This window comes from Elioraea sp. Yellowstone (genome assembly GCF_006704265.1).
GTDB lineage: Bacteria > Pseudomonadota > Alphaproteobacteria > Acetobacterales > Acetobacteraceae > Elioraea.
In genome coordinates, this window is the sequence record NZ_VIKA01000002.1 from 39,553 (window position 1) to 58,454 (window position 18,902).

The following is an 18,902-nucleotide window of genomic DNA, read 5'->3' on the forward strand; positions in this document are numbered from 1 at the left end:
CGTCACCCGTAGCTCTCGACGCCGTTCCTCAGCGTGACCGTCATCATGCGCCCGGCGGTGGCATTGTAGGCGGCGCGGAGGTCGAAGGTCGCCTGCACTCCTACCGGTCCCTGGATCGGCGTCTTGGCGAGCGAGAGATAGGCCTCGTGCAGGGTGACGGTAAGCCGGCGCGTGTCGCTGATGCGGTACTCGAACTCGAGCTCGATCGCGGCAGTGCCGGTGGCGTCGTCGAGCAGCAGCGTGTCGGCGAAGCGGTTGGTGACCTGGCCGGTGGCGCGCGCGAGGCCGGGATCGGCACCCTCGATCCTGAGGTCGTTTCGGATCGTGCGCACGACCTCGATGCCGTTGGCGAAGGTGAGCGAACCGCCGGTGATCTGCGCCAGTGCCGCACCGTTGCGCTTGATCGCACCCTGCGCCTTGTTGAACGCGGTGTAGGCACGCGTGGTGGGTGTACCTGCCGACGAGGAGCCAGAGCGTGTCGAGCCCTGGCCGATCAGGCCGAAGGTCGCGGTGGCGGCACCGGAGGGGGAGAAGTCGATCTCGAAGGTGTCCGCGCGCACGCCGGCGATCACGTCGAAGTTCGGCACGTCCGGATAGGCGAGTTCGATGCTGTTGGAGGGCAGCGATGCCACGCCACTGCCGAACACGTGCAGGAAATCAGGAGTGACGCCAGTCGTCGTGGGCGGCCCAAGGAGCAACCGCAGCCAGTCGCCGATGAACTCGAGGTCCACGGGCACCACGGCCTGGCCCTGCACGGTGACGATGTCGCGGAACGGCGGGGCGACGTCGCGGTTGGGGGCGAGGCCGATCACGTCGGCATCGATAAAGGGCTGCTCGGCGCCGAGGTCGCAGGAGACGAACGGCATGAGCCGCCAGTCGCCGGAGGGCGGCGCGCCGTACGCCGCCTCGACGGCCATGTGCAGCTTGCTGTTCGCGCCGATGGCACGCGGCATAGGAACCTCCGATGGTCAGGAGAGCGGCGTCTCGCCGGTGGTGAACCAGAGCGAGACGGGGATGGAGGCAGCGCGCACGGCAGCGGCCCCTTCGAACTCGAGGTCATCGAAGGAGGGGCTCTCGGGCTGCGCCCACTCGACCGCGCCGCCGAGCGTGCGATCCGCGGCGATCGCATCGGCGACGTCCACGAGCAGCGCGTCGAGCAATGCGGCGCGCGCCTCGGGCGATGCTCCAGGCGCTGCGACCACGATCTCGGCGACGTGACGCACCTGCCAGCGCAGCGGTGAGAGGATCGCGGTCTCCTCGACCGTCTCGCCGTCCTGGATCATCACCAGCCCGCCGGGGGCGATGCGCTGCGGCACGGTCTCGCCCCGCAGCACCTGCGGTGCAGGCGACCGCGACGCGAGTGCGGTCGAGATGGCGGCGTGCAGCGCGGCGACCGCCGCCTCGCGGCTGCTCACAGCCATCCAAGCACCTCGGCAGCCCAGCGTCCGAGCTCGTGGAACACCGCGAGGGCGACGAAGGCGACGAGCCAGCTCAGCGCAACGCCGCCAGCGAGAACCGCGAGGCAGACACGCGGCGAGAACCGGTCCGTCATGGCGCGATCACCTCCCACTCCCGCACGATCGCCGCCGGCAGGCGCGCGAGCGCCCGCTCGGCGGCACCGCGCACGTCGAGCCGCCTGGTGAGCTGCACCTGGGGCACGAGCAGGAACATCGGTACGAAGCCCTGGCGCAGCAGCTCGGCCTGCCACGCGGCAGCGCCACGGCGCCGGGCGGTGGCGACCGCAGCGAGCCCGCCGGCGATCAGCGGTGCGCGGCGGCGGCCAATACGCTCGCCACGCCGGACCGGCAGGCACCAGACGAAGCCCCGGCGGGAGCGGAACGGAAGCAGGAAGGCCTGCCGGCTCGCCACCATCTGCTGCGGCGTGACGCGCAGGCCACCACTGGCTCGGCCCCGCCGACCACCCACGGCGTTGAAGCCGGTCGGGATCGCCAAGAACCGGCCGCCACGGGCACGGATCAGCGCGCCGTGCTCGAAGGCATGGATGATATGGATGATGGTGGGCACCTTGCTCCAGACCAGGCCGGCCGCGTTCAGGCTCTCGCCGGTCTCGGGGAACACGCGCGAGCGCCAGGCATTGGCGATGCCGCGGCCGCGAGTACCGAAGGCGGAGACCACCTGTTCGCGCAGCTCGCGTTTCAGCCGATCGGTCTCACTGCGCACACCGCGCGTGACGGCACGCTCGCCCGCGCGGACCTCTGCCGCGAGGATCGTGGCCAGGCTGCCCGCGACCGCGGCAGCGAGCCGCATCAGCGAGGACCGCGCAGCGCGCTGGAGAGATCCCGCACTGCGTCACGGACGTCGTGCATGGCCTGCAGGGTCTCGCGCTGCAGGGCGATGATCTGCGCGTCCTTCTGCGTGAGCCGCTCCTCCATGCGGTAGTGCCAGCGCAGCAGCAGGCCGATGAAGAAGAAGCAGACCAGGACGATGACCGGGCTGCTCTCAACCAGCCGGCTGAGCAGCGCGATGTTGGTCTCGGTCATGTCCCGCATGTTCCGCGGATGCGTGCGCGCAACTCGCCGTAGTCCTCGATCATGCGCGCGAGCACAGAGTCAGGGGGCAGTGCGGCAAGCTCGTCGGCGGCACGCTGCTGCATCGCCGGGGAGTACGGCACGAGCGCGGGGCAGATGGGCCCGTCAGAACCGGCCGTCGCGCAGCCGGCGAGCAGCACCGTCGCCGCGATAGCGAGCCGCTTCCGCATCGGCCTTCTCCCTGGCTTCCGCCTCGCGCCTCAGCGCAGCACGTTCGGCGTCGCGCGCGGCGTCACGCCGGCCCTTCAGGTAGATCGTGCCCACGGCGGCGACGGCCGCCGCGAGCGCCGAGAACTCACGCCAGAACCGGCCGAGCAGCGCCCAGATCACAGGGCGATCCGCCGTTGCCGGCGCCAGCGCTGCCAGAGGAACCAGGCAGCGACGGCAGCGACCGCGCACGCCACGGTCCAGGGGCCGAGCGCGCGCAGGATGGCGGCGATACCCTCCGCGTGCGGCGCGATGGCCGCCGCGGCCTCGAGCACCGCCGTGGTGCCGAGCGCGGCAGCCGCTGTGCCAGCCGCCGCCTTCGCCGTGCCGCTGTGCGCGAGGCCCGGCTGCACCAGCCCGGCCATGCGTAGCCCCTCGGTGAGGGTGGCGTCGTCATAGGGCTGGCCGCCGAGCTCGACGCTGATGATCGCCTCGACCAGCGCCCGCATGGTCGCCGGGTCGTGCACGTCGATCACCGCGTCGCGCCCCACCCCCATCCGGCGCGCCACCGCGGTGACGTAGGCGTCCGTCGGGTTCTCATGGCCCGGCGCGTAGCGGCCGATGATCGCGCGCACCGTGCGGAGTCCGTGCCGGTCCTGGTAGGCCTGCAGCAGCACCGCCAGCGCGCGGATGCCGTGCTCGTGCGAGACGAAGCGGCAGAACCGGCCATCGCTCGGTGGATCATCGAGCCCGAGCCATTTGTTCGCCGGGCTGTGCTCGATGTTGCCGGGATTGCGGTTGCGGAAGCCGCGGCTCTTGCGCGGATCGGGTCGGCTCATGGCTCTCTCCGGCAGTACACGCGCCACGCCACGCCGATCGCATCGCGCTCGGCGTGGGTGACGACGAGGGTGTCGGGACCAAGGGCGAAGCTGTCGCCCGCGGCGAGGTCGGGGAGGTCCGCCACCGCGACCGTCAGCACGTCGGTGGCCTGGACCACGGCGGTGTCGAAGGCGGTCGCCACCCGGTCGGGCAACGACCGCACCACGCGCACGGCGACGGCTGGGCCTGCGCCGCCCTGGCGCCACTCCGCATCCACCCCAACATGCGGGTCGGCGAGGATGTCGCCGAGCGCCGCAGCAAAGACGCCCACCTCAGTTCGAGGAGAAGATTCGCACCGCCAGGCGCGGGCGCTTGTTGATCGGCAGGATCGAGGCCTCGGTCTTGACGTCGATCCCGGAGCCGTCGCGCCGCGGCAGCTGGCGCGCATAGATCGGCAGCCCGACCGTGTTCACGGTCTCGATCAGGTTCGCCGGCGCGCCGTAGGTGACGAAGGTGTCGAGCGTGCCGAGCGGGAACGCGATCCCCTCGCCCGCCGGCACCAGCTTCTCGGTGCCGCCGGTCGAGAGCGTCACCGTCGCGTTGTACTCCTCGAACACCACGCCGGAGAACGGGAAGCGCCGGCGCGTATCCTCGCGCAGCGGCTGCGCGCCCGTCGAGGCGTAGTACTTGTACGCCTCCTCGACCTTGGCGTGGCCGATCAGCTTGTCGAAGAACTCCGGGCTGACCAGCGCGTGCACGCCGGTCATGGTCTCGCCCTTCAGCTCCTCCTCGACCAGCCGCAGCAGGGTCCGCACCTTGGCCTGCACGCTGGTCGTCGCGGTGCCGAGCAGGAAGTCCACTGCGAGCTGGGTCAGGCCGAACTCGGTGAAGTAGTTGTAGAGCGTCACCCCGGCGCCGTCCTTGACGATGCCGCGCAGCGCGTTGACCTCCATGTACTCGCGCGTCTGCGCGTGCTTCACCCGCATGCGGGTGAGCTTGCGCTCCATCACGGTGGCGAGCGGATCGGCCGCATCGGCCACACCGAAGCCGCGCACGCCCTGGATGTCCTGGGGGGTGATGACGTCGTCGTGCGGGATCCAGGGCACGGTGAAGGAGCGCATCGAGCGGAGGTCGCGGTTGGCGACCGTGGCCGGCCCGCCGAGCGGCACGGTGGGGAGCAGGTTCAGCACGCCCTCGGCCTGCTCGATGATCACCGAGCGCTGGGTGACGCCGTCGAAGCGGAACAGGCCCATCTGCCCGAGGCGGGTGTAGACGTTGGGCAGGATGTTGATGGCCTGGGTCATCTCGGCGAGCGAGTAGCCGCCGGCGTCGAACGGATTGATGATGGCGACCATCGGTCGGCCTCCTGTGTGGGAAACAGATGCGGCGCCACGAGGGCGCCGCCGGGGGTCAGGCAGTGGGGGACGGACTACGCGGTGTCGCGCGGGACGACGCCGGCGGCGCTGAGCTCGGCGTGCTTGGCGGCGATCTCGGCGGGCTGGTCCACCGAGGCGTCGAACACCAGGGCACCCTTCGAGACGATCGCCGGGCCACGCGCGACCACCAGGCCGCTGCGGTCGCCGGCCGTGGCATCCACCGCCTCGATCAGCACCGCGACCGCGCTCTCGGCCCCTTCATCGCCGGTCACCGTGGCGGCGGGCGAGAAGCGGTAGATGCCGGAGGCGGTGATCCTGCCGAGCACGGCACCGAGCGGATAGTTGGTGCCGCCCTTCAGGGTCACGACCTCGCGGGTGTAGTTGCCGTTGAGCTCGTACTTCAGCAGGTCGCCGAGCGTCGGATCCTTGGTCAGAACGGGCATGGGTTGGGTCTCCTGATCAGCTGCGTGCTGCGGCGGCGCGCTCGCGCGCACGCCGGACGATCGGGCTTTCGTCGGCACTGCCCGGCTTGGGTGCGGCGGCGATCACCGCGCTCGCCTCGGCACGCGAGGCGAGCGTGTCGAGCACGGAGCGGCGCAGCACGTGGGCGGCGACGCCGCGTCGGATCGCATCTGCTGCATCGACCGTGACGCCGAGCCGCGCCGCCTGCGCCGCCACCTCGGCGATCTCCGCCGCCGCGGCACGCGCGGCGTCGTCCGGCGGTGCCGGCGCAGGCTCGGGCGGTGCAGCCTCATGCACCTCCTGCTGCGGCTCGTCCTGGGTCTCCGGAACGGGCGCGTCGTCGGGTTCGACCGGGTGCGTCATCGTCACTCTCCTGGCAGGGGTCTGGGTGGTGGCTCCACGCCGAGGGGCGGGTGCAGCAAGGGCGGTGGTCATGTCGGCAAGCACGGTCTCGATGGTGCCGACGCGGTCGGCGAGGCCGAGCGCGATCCCCGCGCGGCCGCGATAGATCGCCGCCTCGGTGGCGCGCACGGCCTCGGGTGTGAGGTTCCGGTTGCGCGCGACCAGGCTGACGAGCTCGCCGTACAGCGCATCGACGTCCGCCTGGATTGCCATGCGTGCCGGATCCGAGAGCGGCTCGTGCGGGTTCCCGTCCAGCTTGCGCGCGCCGGCGTGGATGAACGTCCAGGCGAACCCCGCCTTGGCATCGGCGCCGCTCTGATCGATGTGCGCGGCGACCACACCGATCGAGCCGACCTCGCCGGTCCGGGTGACGTAGATCCGCTCCGCCGCACTGGCGATCGCGTAGGCCGCCGAGGTCGCGCTCTCGCTCGCCACGGCCCAGAGCGGCTTGCCCACGGAGCCGCGCAGCGACGTGAGACGGTCGGCGAGATCGAACATGCCGGCGACCTCGCCGCCCGGGGAGTCGATCTCCATCACCACGCCGCGCACGGACGGATCGGCCAGCGCGGCCTCGACCGCCTCACCGATCTCGCCATAGACGGAGGCGCCGAACAGCTCGGTCAGCCAGTCGCCACGCGCGACCAGCGGACCCAGCACCGGTACCACGGCGATGCCGGCATCGCTGACGGCGTAGCCGCGACCGCGCGTCGCAATCTCCCCGGGAGGAGCAAGCGCCACACGGCCGGCGACCAGCAGTGTCTCGAGTGCGCGCGGCGCGATCGCCAGCGGCCGGCTCGCGAGCCGGAGCAGTGCAGCCTCAACGGTCATGCTGGATCCTCAGGCCGGCGGGGCGGTCGTTTCGTCTTCCGCAGGCGCCGGAGCCTCGCTCGGGGCGCTCGGCGCGGTTCCGAACACCAGCCTGAGGCGCTGCTCGCGGGCACGATCGGCGGCGATCTCGGCATCGACCTGCTCGGCGTCGTAGCCACGCTCGGCGAGCGCCTGGGTGCGGCTCTTCAGCCCGGCGATGATCTGCTCGATCTCCGCCCGCGCGTCCTTCAACGGGTCCACCCAGTCCCAGCGCGGCGGCAGCCAGGCACAGGCGACGTACTCCCGGCGCCGCGCCTCGTAGCCGGGCAGATCGAGCGCGCCCGAGACCACGGCTACGTCCATCCAGCGCGCCCAGACGCGCCGGCAGACCTGCCACACCATCACCGCGTGCTGGTACGCCTCGATGCGCCGGCGGAACTCGAGCAAGGCGAGCCGCGAGTTCGAGTAGTTCGCCTTCAGCATGTCGTTGGAGAGATAGGCGTAGGGGATGCCCAAGGCCGCCGAGACCTGAAGCAGCGTGCGGTACTGGAACGGCTCGTAGGTCTGGCCGACGTCGGCCGGTGCCGAGGTCTGGATCTCCTCGCCGGGCTCCAGCATCACCACCTGGCCCGGCTGCAGGTCCATGGTGCGCTCGCCATCGGCACCGTCGCTCTCGGCGACGTCGAACGGCTCGGCCGGTGCGGGGGTGGTGATGAACAGCGCGTGCATCGCCGCGACCTTCTTTCGGTCGAGCTCGGCGTCGTCGTACTGGTCGAGCAGGAACAGCTTCACGATCCCCGGCGCGAAGCGGGAGATGCCGCGCAGCTGGCCGGCATCGACCGGGTCGATCACGTGGATCACCTCCGAGGCCGGCACGCGCACGGTCTCGCCGGCTAGCCCGGGATCGGTGACGTCGCCGGGGTGGCGGCGCAGGAAGTGATAGGCGACGCGCCTTCCGATGCGGTCGAACTCGATCCCCTGGCGGATCGTGTTGCCATTGGCCGCCCGTTCATTCCGATGCAGCGGCAGCATCTCCGAGGGCAGCATCTGGATCTGTAGCGGCACCACGAGCCCGTCCTCGGGGCGGCGCGGGCGGAAGCGCAGGAACACCTCGCCGGCGATGAACACCTCGCGCGCGGCGCGGCGCTGCTGGCCGTAGAAGTCGGTGAAGCCCTCGGCGTCGCTCTCGTCGGTCCAGTCCAGCCAGATGCGCTGCACCGCGGCCTTCAGGGCAGAGTCGCCGATCAGGGACGACGGCTTGATGCCGTTGCCCACCACGTTGCCGGCCCAGGACTCGATGGCGTTGCTGGCATAGCCGTTGTTGCGCACCAGCCAGCGGGCGCGCGCGGTGATGTCCGGGCCGGCGGCGGCGATCAGGGTGTTGAGATGCGCGCGGCTGGGCTGGAAGTGGCGCAGCCGGCGGCTCGCCTCGCCGGCCTCGAAGCCACCGAGCAGCGCGCCGACGCGCCGGCGCCAGCGGGAGAGCGTGCCGAGCACGGTGACTCAGAGCCCCTTGCTCGCGGCGGTGCGGACGATGCGGCGCCGCGCGCCCGCGGAGGTGTCGGCGATGCGGCGTTCCAGGTCGGCGATCGCCGCCGCCATCTCGGCGTCGGTCGCGTAGGTGATGCGCCGTCCGTCGATATCGACCGTGCGCACGCCGCGCCAGCGCGCTTCCAGCAGCGCATCGCGCCGCACCGTCATCTGCTCCAACGTCATCGGCGACCTCAACGAAGGTAGGACGGCGTGAAGACACGGCGGCCGCGCGACGCACGACGGCGGAGCATGCCGGCAGAGGGCGGCACGGGATCGGCGGCATCCGTCTGTTCCGGTACCGGTGCAACTGGCCCATCCTCGGTTCCGTCAGCCGCCACCTGCGCCTCGAGGTCACGCCACGTCGCCTCGGTCCAGCGATCCGCCCCGGCGATCCACGCCGCGGCACGCGCATACACGCGGCAGTCCAGGACCTCGTTGCGCTCCCTCAGCTTCTGCCACTCCAGCCGGGCGAAGCCGCGCTTGGTGCGCACGCTCACCAGCTGCTCCGCCACCAGCTGCTTCACCCACTCCGCTTCCATGCCGCGCGGCAGGTGGACGTAGCCGGCGGGGTACACTGTGCCGGCCGCGAGCTCCTCGTCGGTGGGCCGGCTCAGCCGCAGGAAGCGATAGGTCTCGCTCTTGAACGTGGCGACGGCGACGGTCCAGAGCCGCGCACCGCGGCGCAGCTTGCGCCCACCCTCGGTCACATCGACGTAGCTCGGCCCGACGATCGGCGCGGCACGGTTGAACCCGTCCACGCCCTTCACCGGCACGACCTGGGCATGCCCGGCTCGGCGCGCCCAGGCATACACCGCCGGCGCCTCGTAGCCGGTGTCGATCGCGAGCTTCGCCAGCCCGAGCCGCGCGCCACTGGCGTGCGGCCAAGTGCGGCCGAGCAGTGCGGTCAGGCTCGCCCACGTGCCGGCGTGACGGGACCCCATCGAACTCTGTTCGATGGGAGCCCGATCGGGCCCGCCGTCGATGATGACGTGGTCGACGAACCAACTCTCGAGGCCACGGCCCCAGGCCCAGATCGAGACCTCGATGCGGTCGCGCTGCACGTCGGCGCCGGCCGTGAGGAACAGCGCGCCCGCCGGCACGATGCCGATCGGCCAGTCCTCGCGGCGCTCATAGAGGCGCTGCCAGTCCGGCGCGTCGCCGCTCTCCTGCCAGGTCTCGCCGAGCACCGTGTTCTTGAACGTCTTCAGATCCTCGGGCTTGCCCTGCGCGGCCTCCCAATCGCGCGCGATCTGCTCCCACGACAGCCACCCCACCGGCGAGTAGAGCGCCGAGATATGGAAGCCTACCGTGTGCGGATCCTCCGCGACCGCGGTCGGGCGCCACTCCCCGCCGGCGAGCATCGCCGTCTTGTGGTGCTCCTCGATCGCGCCGTCACACGACTCGCAGCGGTACGCCACCGACCGCGGATTGCCCTTCTCCCACCGCAGCCGCTCGAACGTCAGGACCTGCATCGTCCCGCACTGCGGGCACGGCACGAAGAAGCGGCGCTGGTCGGAGGCGAGGTACTCGCGCTCGATGCGCGACAGCCCGGTGATGGTCGGCGTCGAGACCAGGAAGGTCTTGCGGCGCCAGCCGAAGGTGCGGGCGCGGGCCTCGGCGAGCGCGATCGGATCGCCCTCGCCCTCGACGTCGCCCGGATAGGCGTCGATCTCGTCGAGGAACAGGAACCGCGCCGTCATCGAGCGCAGGCCCACGGCGCTGTTCGCCCCCGTCATCACCAGGATGCCGCCGGGGAACTCCTTCGAGAGCAGCGTGTTGCCGCTGTCGCGGGCGCGCGCCGGGGCGACGCGCTCGCGCAGCACCGGCGTCTCCTCGATCAGCGGGTCGATGCGCTGGCGCGAGAACCGCTTCGCCAGCTCGACCGTCGGCTGCACCGCCAGCACCGGCGCCGGCACGTGGTGCAGGATGTAGCCCAGCCAGTTGTTTCCCCCCTCCGTGCCGCCGGTCTGCGCCCCTTTCATGAACACCACCCGCCGGGCGGGATGCACCGCCGAGAGCGCGTCCATGATCGCGCGCAGATACGGCGTGCGGCTGGTACGCCAGGGACCCGGTTCCGAGGAGGCGCGGCTGCCGAGGATGCGGTGCCGCTCGGCCCACTCCGAGACCGTGAGCTGCGGCGGCGGGCGCAGCATCGCGCCCATGCGCCGCCGCACATGCTCACGCGTCCGGCTGCCGATCTCCGCCGAGACCTGGGGGGTCGAAGCGATCGGCGGCCTCCGTCAGCAACTCGGTGATGTGCTGCTGCAGGATGGTCTGCAGCAGGTGCGGATCGACGCCGAGCTCGGCGGCGATCACGCCGGCGACGCGCGCGGGCCAGTTCAGCAGCGCGTCGCGCATCGCCCCGGCGACCTCGTCGATCGTCGCATCCGCCTCGGCGACGTCCACCAGCCGGCGCTTGCTCTCGTCCAGCGCGAGCCGCTGTGCCTCGACCTTGAGCGCGAGCTGCGCGACCTTCAGCCGCGCGAACGGCGTGCCGTCGGCGGACGCGCTGCCGCCCAGCGGCGAGCGGCTCGGGTCCGCGGTCTCGACCAGGCGGCGGCGGGTCTTGTCGATGTCCCACTGCCCGTCCGGCTCGCGGGCGATACGCCCGGCACTCGCGGCCTTGCGCAGCGCCGTCTCGGTGATGCCGATGCGGCGCGCCGCCTCACGCGTCGACGGAGTCAGCTCTGGCATGGCGGCGACTCGGGCTCCGGGCGCCCATCGCGGCCTGCCGCGATCCTCCGCCGCGCGCGGTGATGGACGAGGATGCTGCTGGCGAGAGTCGAGAGGCGGATGGGACGATGCGCCGATCACACCGCCGCCCGCGATCTGCGAGCGGCGGTGCGGTCAGACGATCAGGACGGGCGGCCGCCGAGAGAAATATGGATCGCGCGCTGGATCACGTCCTCGTCGGTCTCGCCGGGCAGGCGCATCGCCTGGATGCGGTCCCAGGTGTCCTGTTCGATCGGCACCAGCCAGGTGCCGTCGGCCTGTCGCTGCCCGGTGGAACGGAACGTGCCGATGGTGATGCTCGCGATGGTCTTGTACGTCGCGTCGCTCATGCGGATCAGTGGCATTGGGGCCTCCATCACGGCGAGGGCCATTCCCCGCCGTGACGGACCATTCGCGCTGGTGCGCCGCGCAGCCAAGTTGAGTACGTGATCATAACATTGCGTTCTCGCCGAACGCAGCACCGCCGCCCGCGGTGCGCGAGCGGCGGCGTGGGAGTCGGAGATCAGGCCTCGCCGGGTTCCCAGCGCGCGAGCGCGCTGGGGTCCCGCGGCGGCGTGAAGGTGAACTCCGCCTGGCCGACGCGATTGCCGTCGCTGTCGTGCAGCGGGCGCGGCCACGCGCCGGCGAAGCCGAGCCGGTCCATCTCGTCGGCCAGCCGGCGCAGGATGCGCGCGATCTCCGCGGTCGGGCTCGCCATGAAGGCCGCGCCGTCGGTGCGGATACGCAGGAGGAACTCGCTCATCGTCCGCCTCACCCCGCGACCCGATAGACGGAGTAGGACCCCTTCGCGCCCTCCTTGTTGGGGCCGACCTGGCGCACCCGCTCCAGCACCTCGACGGTGATGCCCTTGCGCTTCAGCCCGGCGAGGAAACCGCGCACGGTGTGCGACTGCCAGCCGGTGGCGTCGATGATCTGGGCGATCGTCGCGCCCTCGGGCCGGCGCAGCAGGGCCAGCACCGCCTCCTGCTTCGTGCCCGCGCCCGCCGTGCGCGGCGCGGTGGGCTCGCGACGGGTGCGCGTGGTCCCGGCGAGGGCGACACGCAGCGCCTCCATCGGCCCTTCCAGGGCGGCGACGATATCCGTCTCGCGGTTCCCCTCGTCGTCCCAGGCGTCGAGCACCGCCTGGGCGGCGGCACGCAGGCCGCCCCGCGTTGGCGCCATCGTGGCCGCGGGGGGCGCCTCGGACTCCGTCCCAGCGGTGGTCGCCCCCGCCGCGTCCTCCGCGCCCGTGGGCGCCGTGTCGGCCTCGTCGGGCGGGTTGTTGTCCGGGCCCTCGATCAGGAACGGATCGACGCCCGCGCGCACGTCCTTCGGCACGTCCTCGCCGTAGGGCGAGTCATCATCGACGCCGATCGCGGCGAGCCCGGACGGCGTGATCGCGTATTCGGTCATGCCGAGCTCCGTCTTCACGTGCAGCACGTCCGGATCGCGCGAGACGCCGGTCAGTTCGGCGAGCAGACCGCGCTTCACCAGCGCGGCACACACCTTCTGCAGCGACGCGCCGGGCAGCCGCTTGTGCTTCGTCACCAACTTGTCCGGGCGCGCGGCGGCGGCGTTCAGGACCAGGAGGTGGGTATCGGAGAGTGCCATCGTTCGGGGCTCCTGTGTCGGGGCGGCCCCATGCCGCCCCTACCGCCCCGAGCCCCGCGGACCAGCGGCCCGTCGGGGCGGTGCGGGCGGGACCCGCGTCAGGTCAGGCGGCGGTGCTTGCCGGCGCGGATCTCCGCGATCCGTCGCTCCGCATCCGCGGCCGCCTCGGCGGCAGTGGCGAAGGCCCGGTCGCCGTCCTCGTAGCGGCTGGGGATGTGCGCGGCGGGGCCGTGGTCGACCTCCTGGTCGATCCCCCACACCCAGCCGTCCCGCGCCGGCTGCAACTCGATGCTGTAGCGCACCGTCGTCGTCTCCCTGCTCACTGCGCGTACTCGCCGCGGCGGTGACGGGTCCCCATCGCGGCTTGCCGCGATGGGATCCCGTAGGCGTCGGTGATCTGGCGGAGGCGGGTGTTCCAGTCCTTCAGCATCTCGGCGTGCTCCCAGACCACCGCCTCGGGGTCGGCGCCGAAGTGGTCCGCACTCATCGCCTGCAACTCCGCCACCAGGGCGTCGAACTCCGCCTTCGCCGCCATGAAGGCCTCCAGGCTCTTCTGCTGGTTGGCGGCTTCGCGGGCTTCCTGCTTCTCGGTCCGGGCCATCGCGATCTCCGTCTGGCGGGGGCCATTCCCCCGCGCGTGACGGACCATTCGCGCTGGCGCGCACACGAGCCAAGCGGAAGGCACGATCCGATGATTGCGATGATCAGGCCGCGTCGATCACATCATGATCCGCGCCGCGCGCGGCCGCGAGCTCCTGCATCACGGCGAGCGCACGTTGGAACGAGGCGCCCTCGAACTCCCGCTCGCCCTTGCCGCCAGGGCCGTAGCGACCGCCGGGAATGCGGAGCGTGATCAATTGCGAGGGAAGCTCTGCCTTCGCAAAGTAGCCGATGAGCCTCCGGTCCAACGCGACCAACGCATAGATGTCGAACTCATCATGGCGATACACGCGCGCTGCACCACGACCCGCCCGCCTGACGTTGAAAAAGTACGCGGGATTGGCGCGCATGCTCGGCTGAGGATGCCGCGGGTGAAGCGTCGCCTTCACCTGAACGCGGATCACGCGATCGCCGATATCGACGGCCAGATCGTAGGCCATGCCTTGAGCGGTGGGAAACGCTCGCCAGCCGCCGAGCAAGAGATCAGCGCAGACGAGATGCTCTGCAGCACGTCCAAGCTCAAGTTCATGGCTGACCTGCCGCACGGAGCCGGCGTGCTGTGGAACCCGCGGCGGCACCGCGAGCGGGAGTGCGCTCTGATCGAACAAGAGACCGAGCTCGCGCGTCACGCGGCCACATCCCGCCGACGCACCGTCGCGATGTCTTCGAATGTGCGGTCTTCCCCCGCCAGCACGGCAGCCTCGCCCGTGGCCTCCTGCCAGCGCTGCACCGCGACGTCGCAGTAGCCGGGGTCGATGTCCATCGCGAAGCAGGTCCGCCCGATCGTCTCGGCAGCGATGATGGTGCTGCCGCTGCCACAGAACGGCTCGTACACCGCGTCCCCAGGCCGGCTGTTGTTCAGCATCGGCCGGCGCATGCACTCGACCGGCTTCTGCGTGCCGTGCACGGTGGCGAGATCCTCGGCGCCGTTGCCGATCGACCACAGCGTGGTCTGGTCGCGCGCGCCCTGCCAGTGACCGGTCGCGCCCTTGCGCACCGCGTAGAGGCACGGCTCATGCTGCCAATGGTAGTCGCCGCGACCGAGCACCAGCCGCGGCTTGGCCCAGACGATCTGGCTGCGCACTGCGAAGCCGGCCGCCTCGAGGCTCTCGATCACGGTGCGCGCGTGCACGCCCGCGTGCCACACATACGCAACGTCGCCGGGGAACAGCGCCCAGGCCTCACGCCAGTCGGCGCGGTGGTCGTTGGCGACACGGCCGGTGCGCAGCGTCGCCGAAACGCCCGCCTCGTTGCGCCAGGACGGGTTGTAGTCCACCCCGTAGGGCGGGTCCGTGACCATCAGGTGCGGCTGCACGCCGACCAGCAGGCGGTCGACGTCGGCGGGATTGGTGGCGTCGCCGCAGAGCAGTCGATGCCGCCCGAGCAACCAGAGATCGCCGGGACGCGTCACCGGCTCGGTCGGCGGCTCGGGCGCCGGCGCATCGAGGTCGTTCTGCGCGAGGTCGTTGCCGATCCCGGCGTCCAGGCTGGCGAGCAGCCGGTCGAGCTCCATGCCGGAGAAGCCGAGCACGTCGAGATCGACCGCCGCCTCGTCGCGGATGCGCGCGATCTCGGCGGCGAGCAGGGCCTCGTCCCAGCCGGAGTTGAGCGCGATCTGGTTGTCGGCGAGGCGGAGCGCGCGCGCCTGCGCGGGCGAGAGGTGGCCGAGCCGCAGCGCCGGCACGGTGGCGAGGCCAAGCCGGCGTGCCGCCATCACCCGGCCATGGCCGGCGATCAGCACGCCCTCGGCATCGACCAGCACCGGATTGACGAAGCCGAACTCGGCGATCGAGGCGGCGATCTGCGCCACCTGCGCCGCCGAATGCGTGCGCGCGTTCTCGGCGTAGGGCAGCACCCGGTCGAGCGGGATGCTCTCGACCTGGAGGCTAGGCCGCATCGGCGAGGGTCTCGGCGCGCTCAGCCGCCACGGCGTCGTACTCGCGGCCGTCGCCCGCGAGCGTGACCGGCAGATCGGGATGCAGCATGCGCCAGCGCGCGATCGCGAGATCGACGTACTCGGGCGCGAGCTCGATCGCGCGCACGCGACGCCCGGTGCGCTGCCCGGCCAGGACCGTCGTGCCCGAGCCGGCGAACGGCTCGAACACCACCTCGCCCGCGTCGGTGTAGGCGCGCATCAGGAACTCCGGCAGCGCGACCGGGAACACCGCAGGGTGCTCGGTCTCGATCCCCCGCGCCTTGTGCCGGGTGATCCGCAGCACGCTGTCGGGGACGCGGAACGGCTGGATCGGCCGCCCCTCATGGGTGCAGCCGCTCATCGTCCCGTCGGCCCGCCGCAGCCCGGTCATGTGCAGCGGATCGCCCGCCCACTTGCAGGGCACGATCTTGTTCGCCTGCCGCGCCGTGCGGTTGAGGTGGAACACCAGCTCGAAGGCCGGTGCGAGCCGGCCGTTCCAGTCGCCCGGCAGGCCCGGCCCCTGGTCCCAGGCGTAGAGCGCGAAGCGGCGCCAGCCCTGGGCGCGCATCCACTCGAGCCAGCCACGCCAGTACGGCACCCACTCGCCATCGCGATGGATCAGGCCGAGGTTCACCAGCACCTGGGCGTCATCCGCCATGGCGGTTGGCAGGTGGCGGAACACGCCCTGCATCAGGGCGTCCCAATCGGAGACCCCACCGATGGTGTACTCGCGCTGGCTGCCATAGGGCGGCGAGGTGAACAGCAGCGCTGCCCGGTCGTCGGCTATCACGCGCGCCACGCTCGCCGCGTCCGTGCTGTCGCCGCACAGCAGCCGATGCTCGCCGAGCAGCCAGAGATCGCCCGACCGCGTCACGGATTGACGTGGCGCCTCCGGCTCGGCGTCCGCCGGGTCGTCCTCCTCGGTCCCCGCTGCGCCGTCGTCACCCTCCCGGACCGCGGGCGCCGACAGGGCCCCGGGCGCGTCGCCGTCGGTCACGGCCTCGCCAGCCGCCGCGAGGATGTCGTCGAGCTCCGCGGCCGAGAAGCCGAGCGCAGCGAGGTCGAGGTCCGGCGCCGCCTGCACTGCGGCCAGCGCCTCGCGCAGCAACGCCTGGTCCCAGGTCGCGTTCTCGGCGATGCGATTGTCCGCGAGCCGCAGCGCCTCCTTCTGCGCCGCCGAGAGATGCTTGAGCACGATCACCGGCACCCGCGCGATGCCGAGCGCGAGCGCCGCTTCGAGGCGGCCATGCCCCGCGATCAGCGTGCCGTGCTCGTCCACCAGCAGCGGGTTGGTGAAGCCGAAGGCCAGCATGCTGGCCTTGATCTGCTCGATCTGCGCCGCGCTGTGCACCCGCGCATTGCCGGGATGCGCGCGCAGTTCCGCCACCGGGCGCAGCACGATCTTCGCTGCCATCCAGGGGAGCTGCATCGGCACCATCCAGGCTGTGAAGGAGTGCGAACCACGTGCGAACCATGGCGGCCGCAGGTGCGAACCATGCGGCCCATGGTTCGCAGCTAACCGATTGAGATCACGCGGAAAGAGTGCGAACTGCGAACCATATTTTCAGACTGGCGCTAGGCCCGTCCGGCGCGCCCGCCCCCGGCATAAGGAACGGTGCCAGAAGGAACCATGTTTTCTGCGGCTTACCGAGCCGTCCGTTGCGCTAGCGTCTCTCGCCGTTCGTTCCGTGCTCCGAAGTGTCCAGGGTTCCTGCGGCTTTCCGGGAGGGCGTCGTTTCCGCTCCAACACGCGGGACTACGCTCACTCGAGTCCCGCACCCGATCCGTGCGCCCGCAGGCGCGACTTCACCGAGTAGCGACAGGGTACGAGATATGAGTTTCACTCGACAACACGACATTCTTTCGCGCGAGCACGTTTCTCTTCGCTCGCGAAGGATGATCGGGCGTCGCCACGCTGACGACGCCCGACGCGGACTCAACCCTTCGCCGCCTTGCGCTTCGCCTTCTTCGCGCCAGCGAGCGCCGCCGCCTTCAGCGCAGGGCTCGCCTTGAACCGCACCGTCGCGCCCGCCTTCACCTGCACCTTCTCGCCCGTGCGCGGATTGCGCCGCGTGCCCTTGGGCGTCTCGCGCAATACGAACGCACCGAAGCCGGGGATGGTGAACCGGCCGCTCGTGACGATCTCGTCGGTGATCGCGGTGATGATGGCATCGGCGAGGTGCCCGGCCGTGGCCTTCGGCATTTCAGCGGCCTCGATGATCACGTCCGTGAGGAACTGCTTCGACATAGTCTCGATTCTCCGTTACGGGGGCGCGAGGCATAGCGGAGCGGAGTGGCTTTGTCAGCCAGCCAATCTCCGCTCGATCCGGCGCATCAGACCGTAATGCGCAGCGAGCACGGCCAGCGCCGCGACCAGCATGCCCTGCGCCTGCGAGGTGGGGACGGGCCTGCCGCCCCAGCCCTGGCGCATCGCCCACTCGCGCACGGAGGTCTCGCAGCCGACCACGTGCCAGATGCAGGAGCCGGCCGGGCTGCCGGCGCCACCGAGCGCCGCCAGGGCACGGCCGACGCGTTGACGTGCCGCTGCCTGGTGCTCGGTGACGCTGTCGCCCGTGCTGCCCGGCAGGCGGATCAGCGAGCGCGCCCGCAGCGGATCGAGCGCGGCCAGCCGGAACTGGGTGCGGAAGATGCAGCCGGCCTCGTGCATCTCCGGCGTGATGGTCGCGTTCGCCAGCATCTGGCCGAGCGTGTCGATGGCGCGCCGCACGGCCACCGGCGTGCCGGTCTCGGGATCGGCGATGCGCTGCGGCTCGCTCACCGCGCCGTGCTGCAGCCGCCACGTCGTCGGCTCGTCGAGACGCGCCGGGCGTGCGGCCTGCTTCCCCTTACGCGCCATGACGGCCTCCGCGCGGCCGGGACCCCATCGCGCTGGCGCGATGGGAGCCGGCGCCCCAGCGCTTCGTCGCCTCGTTGATCAGCGCCTGGCGCAGCCAGGGATCGGTGACGTCGTCGATCGCGAGCGAGACCACGCCCTGCTCGCGCCACACGCGGCGACGGAGCGCGTCGAGCTCCGCCGCAGTGGTGGGGCTCGTCGCGCGATGCAGGCACGAGCGCGGCGGCATGGGAGCACCGGGGAGCATCAGGCGTGCCCTCCGTGGCTCTCGGTGGCCCAGAGCAGCAGCGCGATCGCGTCCGCCTCATTGTCGTCGGCGGGAGCGAAGCCGCGCGCGCGGATCGCCGCGATCATTGCCGCCTTGTCGGCATTGCCCCTGCCGGTGGCGAAGCGCTTGATCGTGCCGACCGGGACGCCCTCGTAGGGCACACCGCGCTGCTCGCACCACGCGGTGAGGAGGCCGAGGAAACCGCCATAGATGTGCCCCGCGTCGGTTCCCGCATGGGCTCGCACTTCCTCGAACACGACCCGCTGCAAGCCACGTGCGAGCCAGGCCATCTCGCCGAGCCAGCGGTGGAAGCGCAGGTAGCGCATGCCGCCACCTTCGAACCGGCTCGGCTTGAAGGTCATGGTGCCGGAGGTGATGCCGCCGTCGCGGGAGCGCAGCGCCCAGCCGGTGGTGGTGCCGAGGTCGAGGGCGAGCACGGCGCGGTGTGCGAGGGCGACAGGCAGCGGGGCGATGATGCCGCCGCTTGCCAGGGGCGCGCGCGGAGTCAGAGTCGCGAGAGCCATGATGGTCTCCGAGAGGGGATCGTCGTGGTGAGGGCGGCGACGGCGCGGTTCTTGGCGGAGCTCGCCGTCGCTGCCCGGCTGCTGGTGGGGTGTGGCGGATCGGGCGGATCACGGACGCGCCCCCTACGCCCAGGGTGCGGTGCGCGCGCGCCGCTGAGGCGCGCACGCGCACCCGCCGTAGGAGGATGGCTGAGCCATCTCACTCCTCGCGCGCGCGCAACGAGTGAGGCAGTCCAACACGCCCTCCGGATGGCGTTGATCTG

General features: G+C 71.5%; 27 protein-coding genes. All 27 read right to left on the reverse strand.

What is annotated here, in order from left to right:
- Positions 1–2 precede the first annotated feature (2 nt).
- Positions 3–953 carry a phage tail tube protein gene (locus FK498_RS00665; RefSeq protein WP_019013911.1) on the reverse strand — a complete coding sequence of 317 codons (951 nt, stop codon included), beginning with the start codon at positions 951–953 and terminating at the stop codon, positions 3–5.
- Between the two features lie 15 nt (positions 954–968).
- The gene (locus FK498_RS00670) at positions 969–1,421 is read right to left on the reverse strand and encodes a hypothetical protein (protein WP_019013912.1); all 453 of its coding nucleotides are present in this window, start codon (positions 1,419–1,421) and stop codon (positions 969–971) included.
- The gene (locus FK498_RS19125) at positions 1,412–1,552 is read right to left on the reverse strand and encodes a hypothetical protein (RefSeq protein WP_019013913.1); all 141 of its coding nucleotides are present in this window, start codon (positions 1,550–1,552) and stop codon (positions 1,412–1,414) included. Before FK498_RS19125 ends, FK498_RS00670 begins: the two co-directional genes overlap by 10 nt.
- The gene (locus FK498_RS00675; RefSeq protein ID WP_019013914.1) at positions 1,549–2,268 is read right to left on the reverse strand and encodes a DUF6441 family protein; all 720 of its coding nucleotides are present in this window, start codon (positions 2,266–2,268) and stop codon (positions 1,549–1,551) included. Before FK498_RS00675 ends, FK498_RS19125 begins: the two co-directional genes overlap by 4 nt.
- Positions 2,268–2,501, reverse strand: coding sequence for a hypothetical protein (locus tag FK498_RS00680; protein WP_019013915.1), 234 nt, complete (start codon positions 2,499–2,501; stop codon positions 2,268–2,270). Before FK498_RS00680 ends, FK498_RS00675 begins: the two co-directional genes overlap by 1 nt.
- 153 nt (positions 2,502–2,654) lie before the next feature.
- Positions 2,655–2,879: a hypothetical protein gene (locus FK498_RS00690; protein ID WP_019013916.1), complete on the reverse strand. Its 225-nt coding sequence runs from the start codon at positions 2,877–2,879 to the stop codon at positions 2,655–2,657.
- On the reverse strand, positions 2,876–3,535 hold the full coding sequence (locus FK498_RS00695; protein ID WP_019013917.1) for a structural protein: 660 nt from the start codon (positions 3,533–3,535) through the stop codon (positions 2,876–2,878). The genes FK498_RS00690 and FK498_RS00695 overlap by 4 nt, the downstream gene beginning before the upstream one ends.
- Positions 3,532–3,846 (reverse strand): hypothetical protein, encoded by a 315-nt coding sequence (locus FK498_RS00700; RefSeq protein ID WP_019013918.1) that lies wholly within the window; start codon positions 3,844–3,846, stop codon positions 3,532–3,534. Before FK498_RS00700 ends, FK498_RS00695 begins: the two co-directional genes overlap by 4 nt.
- A gap of 1 nt (position 3,847) precedes the next feature.
- Positions 3,848–4,870 carry a major capsid protein gene (locus tag FK498_RS00705; protein ID WP_141850888.1) on the reverse strand — a complete coding sequence of 341 codons (1,023 nt, stop codon included), beginning with the start codon at positions 4,868–4,870 and terminating at the stop codon, positions 3,848–3,850.
- A gap of 74 nt (positions 4,871–4,944) precedes the next feature.
- On the reverse strand, positions 4,945–5,334 hold the full coding sequence (locus tag FK498_RS00710) for a head decoration protein (protein ID WP_141850889.1): 390 nt from the start codon (positions 5,332–5,334) through the stop codon (positions 4,945–4,947).
- Between the two features lie 16 nt (positions 5,335–5,350).
- Positions 5,351–6,583 carry a S49 family peptidase gene (locus FK498_RS00715; RefSeq protein WP_141850890.1) on the reverse strand — a complete coding sequence of 411 codons (1,233 nt, stop codon included), beginning with the start codon at positions 6,581–6,583 and terminating at the stop codon, positions 5,351–5,353.
- Positions 6,584–6,592: 9 nt separating this feature from the next.
- A complete protein-coding gene (locus FK498_RS00720; RefSeq protein ID WP_141850891.1) occupies positions 6,593–8,059 on the reverse strand; it encodes a phage portal protein in 1,467 nt (488 codons plus the stop codon).
- A 6-nt stretch (positions 8,060–8,065) separates the two neighbouring features.
- On the reverse strand, positions 8,066–8,278 hold the full coding sequence (locus FK498_RS00725; RefSeq protein ID WP_141850892.1) for a phage head-tail joining protein: 213 nt from the start codon (positions 8,276–8,278) through the stop codon (positions 8,066–8,068).
- 8 nt (positions 8,279–8,286) lie between these two features.
- Complete coding sequence (locus tag FK498_RS00730; RefSeq protein ID WP_141850893.1) at positions 8,287–10,257, reverse strand: phage terminase large subunit family protein; 1,971 nt, start codon at positions 10,255–10,257, stop codon at positions 8,287–8,289.
- Positions 10,258–10,273: 16 nt separating this feature from the next.
- Positions 10,274–10,789, reverse strand: coding sequence for a hypothetical protein (locus FK498_RS00735; RefSeq protein ID WP_141850894.1), 516 nt, complete (start codon positions 10,787–10,789; stop codon positions 10,274–10,276).
- 161 nt (positions 10,790–10,950) lie between these two features.
- On the reverse strand, positions 10,951–11,199 hold the full coding sequence (locus FK498_RS00740; protein WP_141850895.1) for a hypothetical protein: 249 nt from the start codon (positions 11,197–11,199) through the stop codon (positions 10,951–10,953).
- Between the two features lie 131 nt (positions 11,200–11,330).
- The gene (locus FK498_RS00745) at positions 11,331–11,570 is read right to left on the reverse strand and encodes a hypothetical protein (RefSeq protein WP_141850896.1); all 240 of its coding nucleotides are present in this window, start codon (positions 11,568–11,570) and stop codon (positions 11,331–11,333) included.
- 8 nt (positions 11,571–11,578) lie between these two features.
- Positions 11,579–12,418: a DUF3489 domain-containing protein gene (locus tag FK498_RS19685; protein WP_202614688.1), complete on the reverse strand. Its 840-nt coding sequence runs from the start codon at positions 12,416–12,418 to the stop codon at positions 11,579–11,581.
- A gap of 98 nt (positions 12,419–12,516) precedes the next feature.
- Positions 12,517–12,720 carry a hypothetical protein gene (locus tag FK498_RS00755; protein ID WP_141850897.1) on the reverse strand — a complete coding sequence of 68 codons (204 nt, stop codon included), beginning with the start codon at positions 12,718–12,720 and terminating at the stop codon, positions 12,517–12,519.
- A 17-nt stretch (positions 12,721–12,737) separates the two neighbouring features.
- The gene (locus tag FK498_RS00760; RefSeq protein WP_202614689.1) at positions 12,738–13,019 is read right to left on the reverse strand and encodes a hypothetical protein; all 282 of its coding nucleotides are present in this window, start codon (positions 13,017–13,019) and stop codon (positions 12,738–12,740) included.
- A 103-nt stretch (positions 13,020–13,122) separates the two neighbouring features.
- Complete coding sequence (locus FK498_RS00765; RefSeq protein ID WP_141850898.1) at positions 13,123–13,707, reverse strand: group I intron-associated PD-(D/E)XK endonuclease; 585 nt, start codon at positions 13,705–13,707, stop codon at positions 13,123–13,125.
- On the reverse strand, positions 13,704–14,975 hold the full coding sequence (locus tag FK498_RS00770; RefSeq protein WP_141850899.1) for a site-specific DNA-methyltransferase: 1,272 nt from the start codon (positions 14,973–14,975) through the stop codon (positions 13,704–13,706). Before FK498_RS00770 ends, FK498_RS00765 begins: the two co-directional genes overlap by 4 nt.
- Positions 14,965–16,422: a site-specific DNA-methyltransferase gene (locus tag FK498_RS00775; RefSeq protein ID WP_202614690.1), complete on the reverse strand. Its 1,458-nt coding sequence runs from the start codon at positions 16,420–16,422 to the stop codon at positions 14,965–14,967. The genes FK498_RS00770 and FK498_RS00775 overlap by 11 nt, the downstream gene beginning before the upstream one ends.
- A gap of 507 nt (positions 16,423–16,929) precedes the next feature.
- Positions 16,930–17,241 (reverse strand): HU family DNA-binding protein, encoded by a 312-nt coding sequence (locus FK498_RS00780; protein ID WP_141850900.1) that lies wholly within the window; start codon positions 17,239–17,241, stop codon positions 16,930–16,932.
- 54 nt (positions 17,242–17,295) lie between these two features.
- Positions 17,296–17,850 (reverse strand): DUF6456 domain-containing protein, encoded by a 555-nt coding sequence (locus FK498_RS00785; protein ID WP_141850901.1) that lies wholly within the window; start codon positions 17,848–17,850, stop codon positions 17,296–17,298.
- Positions 17,840–18,076 (reverse strand): hypothetical protein, encoded by a 237-nt coding sequence (locus tag FK498_RS00790; protein ID WP_237560790.1) that lies wholly within the window; start codon positions 18,074–18,076, stop codon positions 17,840–17,842. Before FK498_RS00790 ends, FK498_RS00785 begins: the two co-directional genes overlap by 11 nt.
- A gap of 17 nt (positions 18,077–18,093) precedes the next feature.
- The gene (locus FK498_RS00795) at positions 18,094–18,639 is read right to left on the reverse strand and encodes a crossover junction endodeoxyribonuclease RuvC (RefSeq protein ID WP_141850903.1); all 546 of its coding nucleotides are present in this window, start codon (positions 18,637–18,639) and stop codon (positions 18,094–18,096) included.
- Positions 18,640–18,902 lie beyond the last annotated feature (263 nt).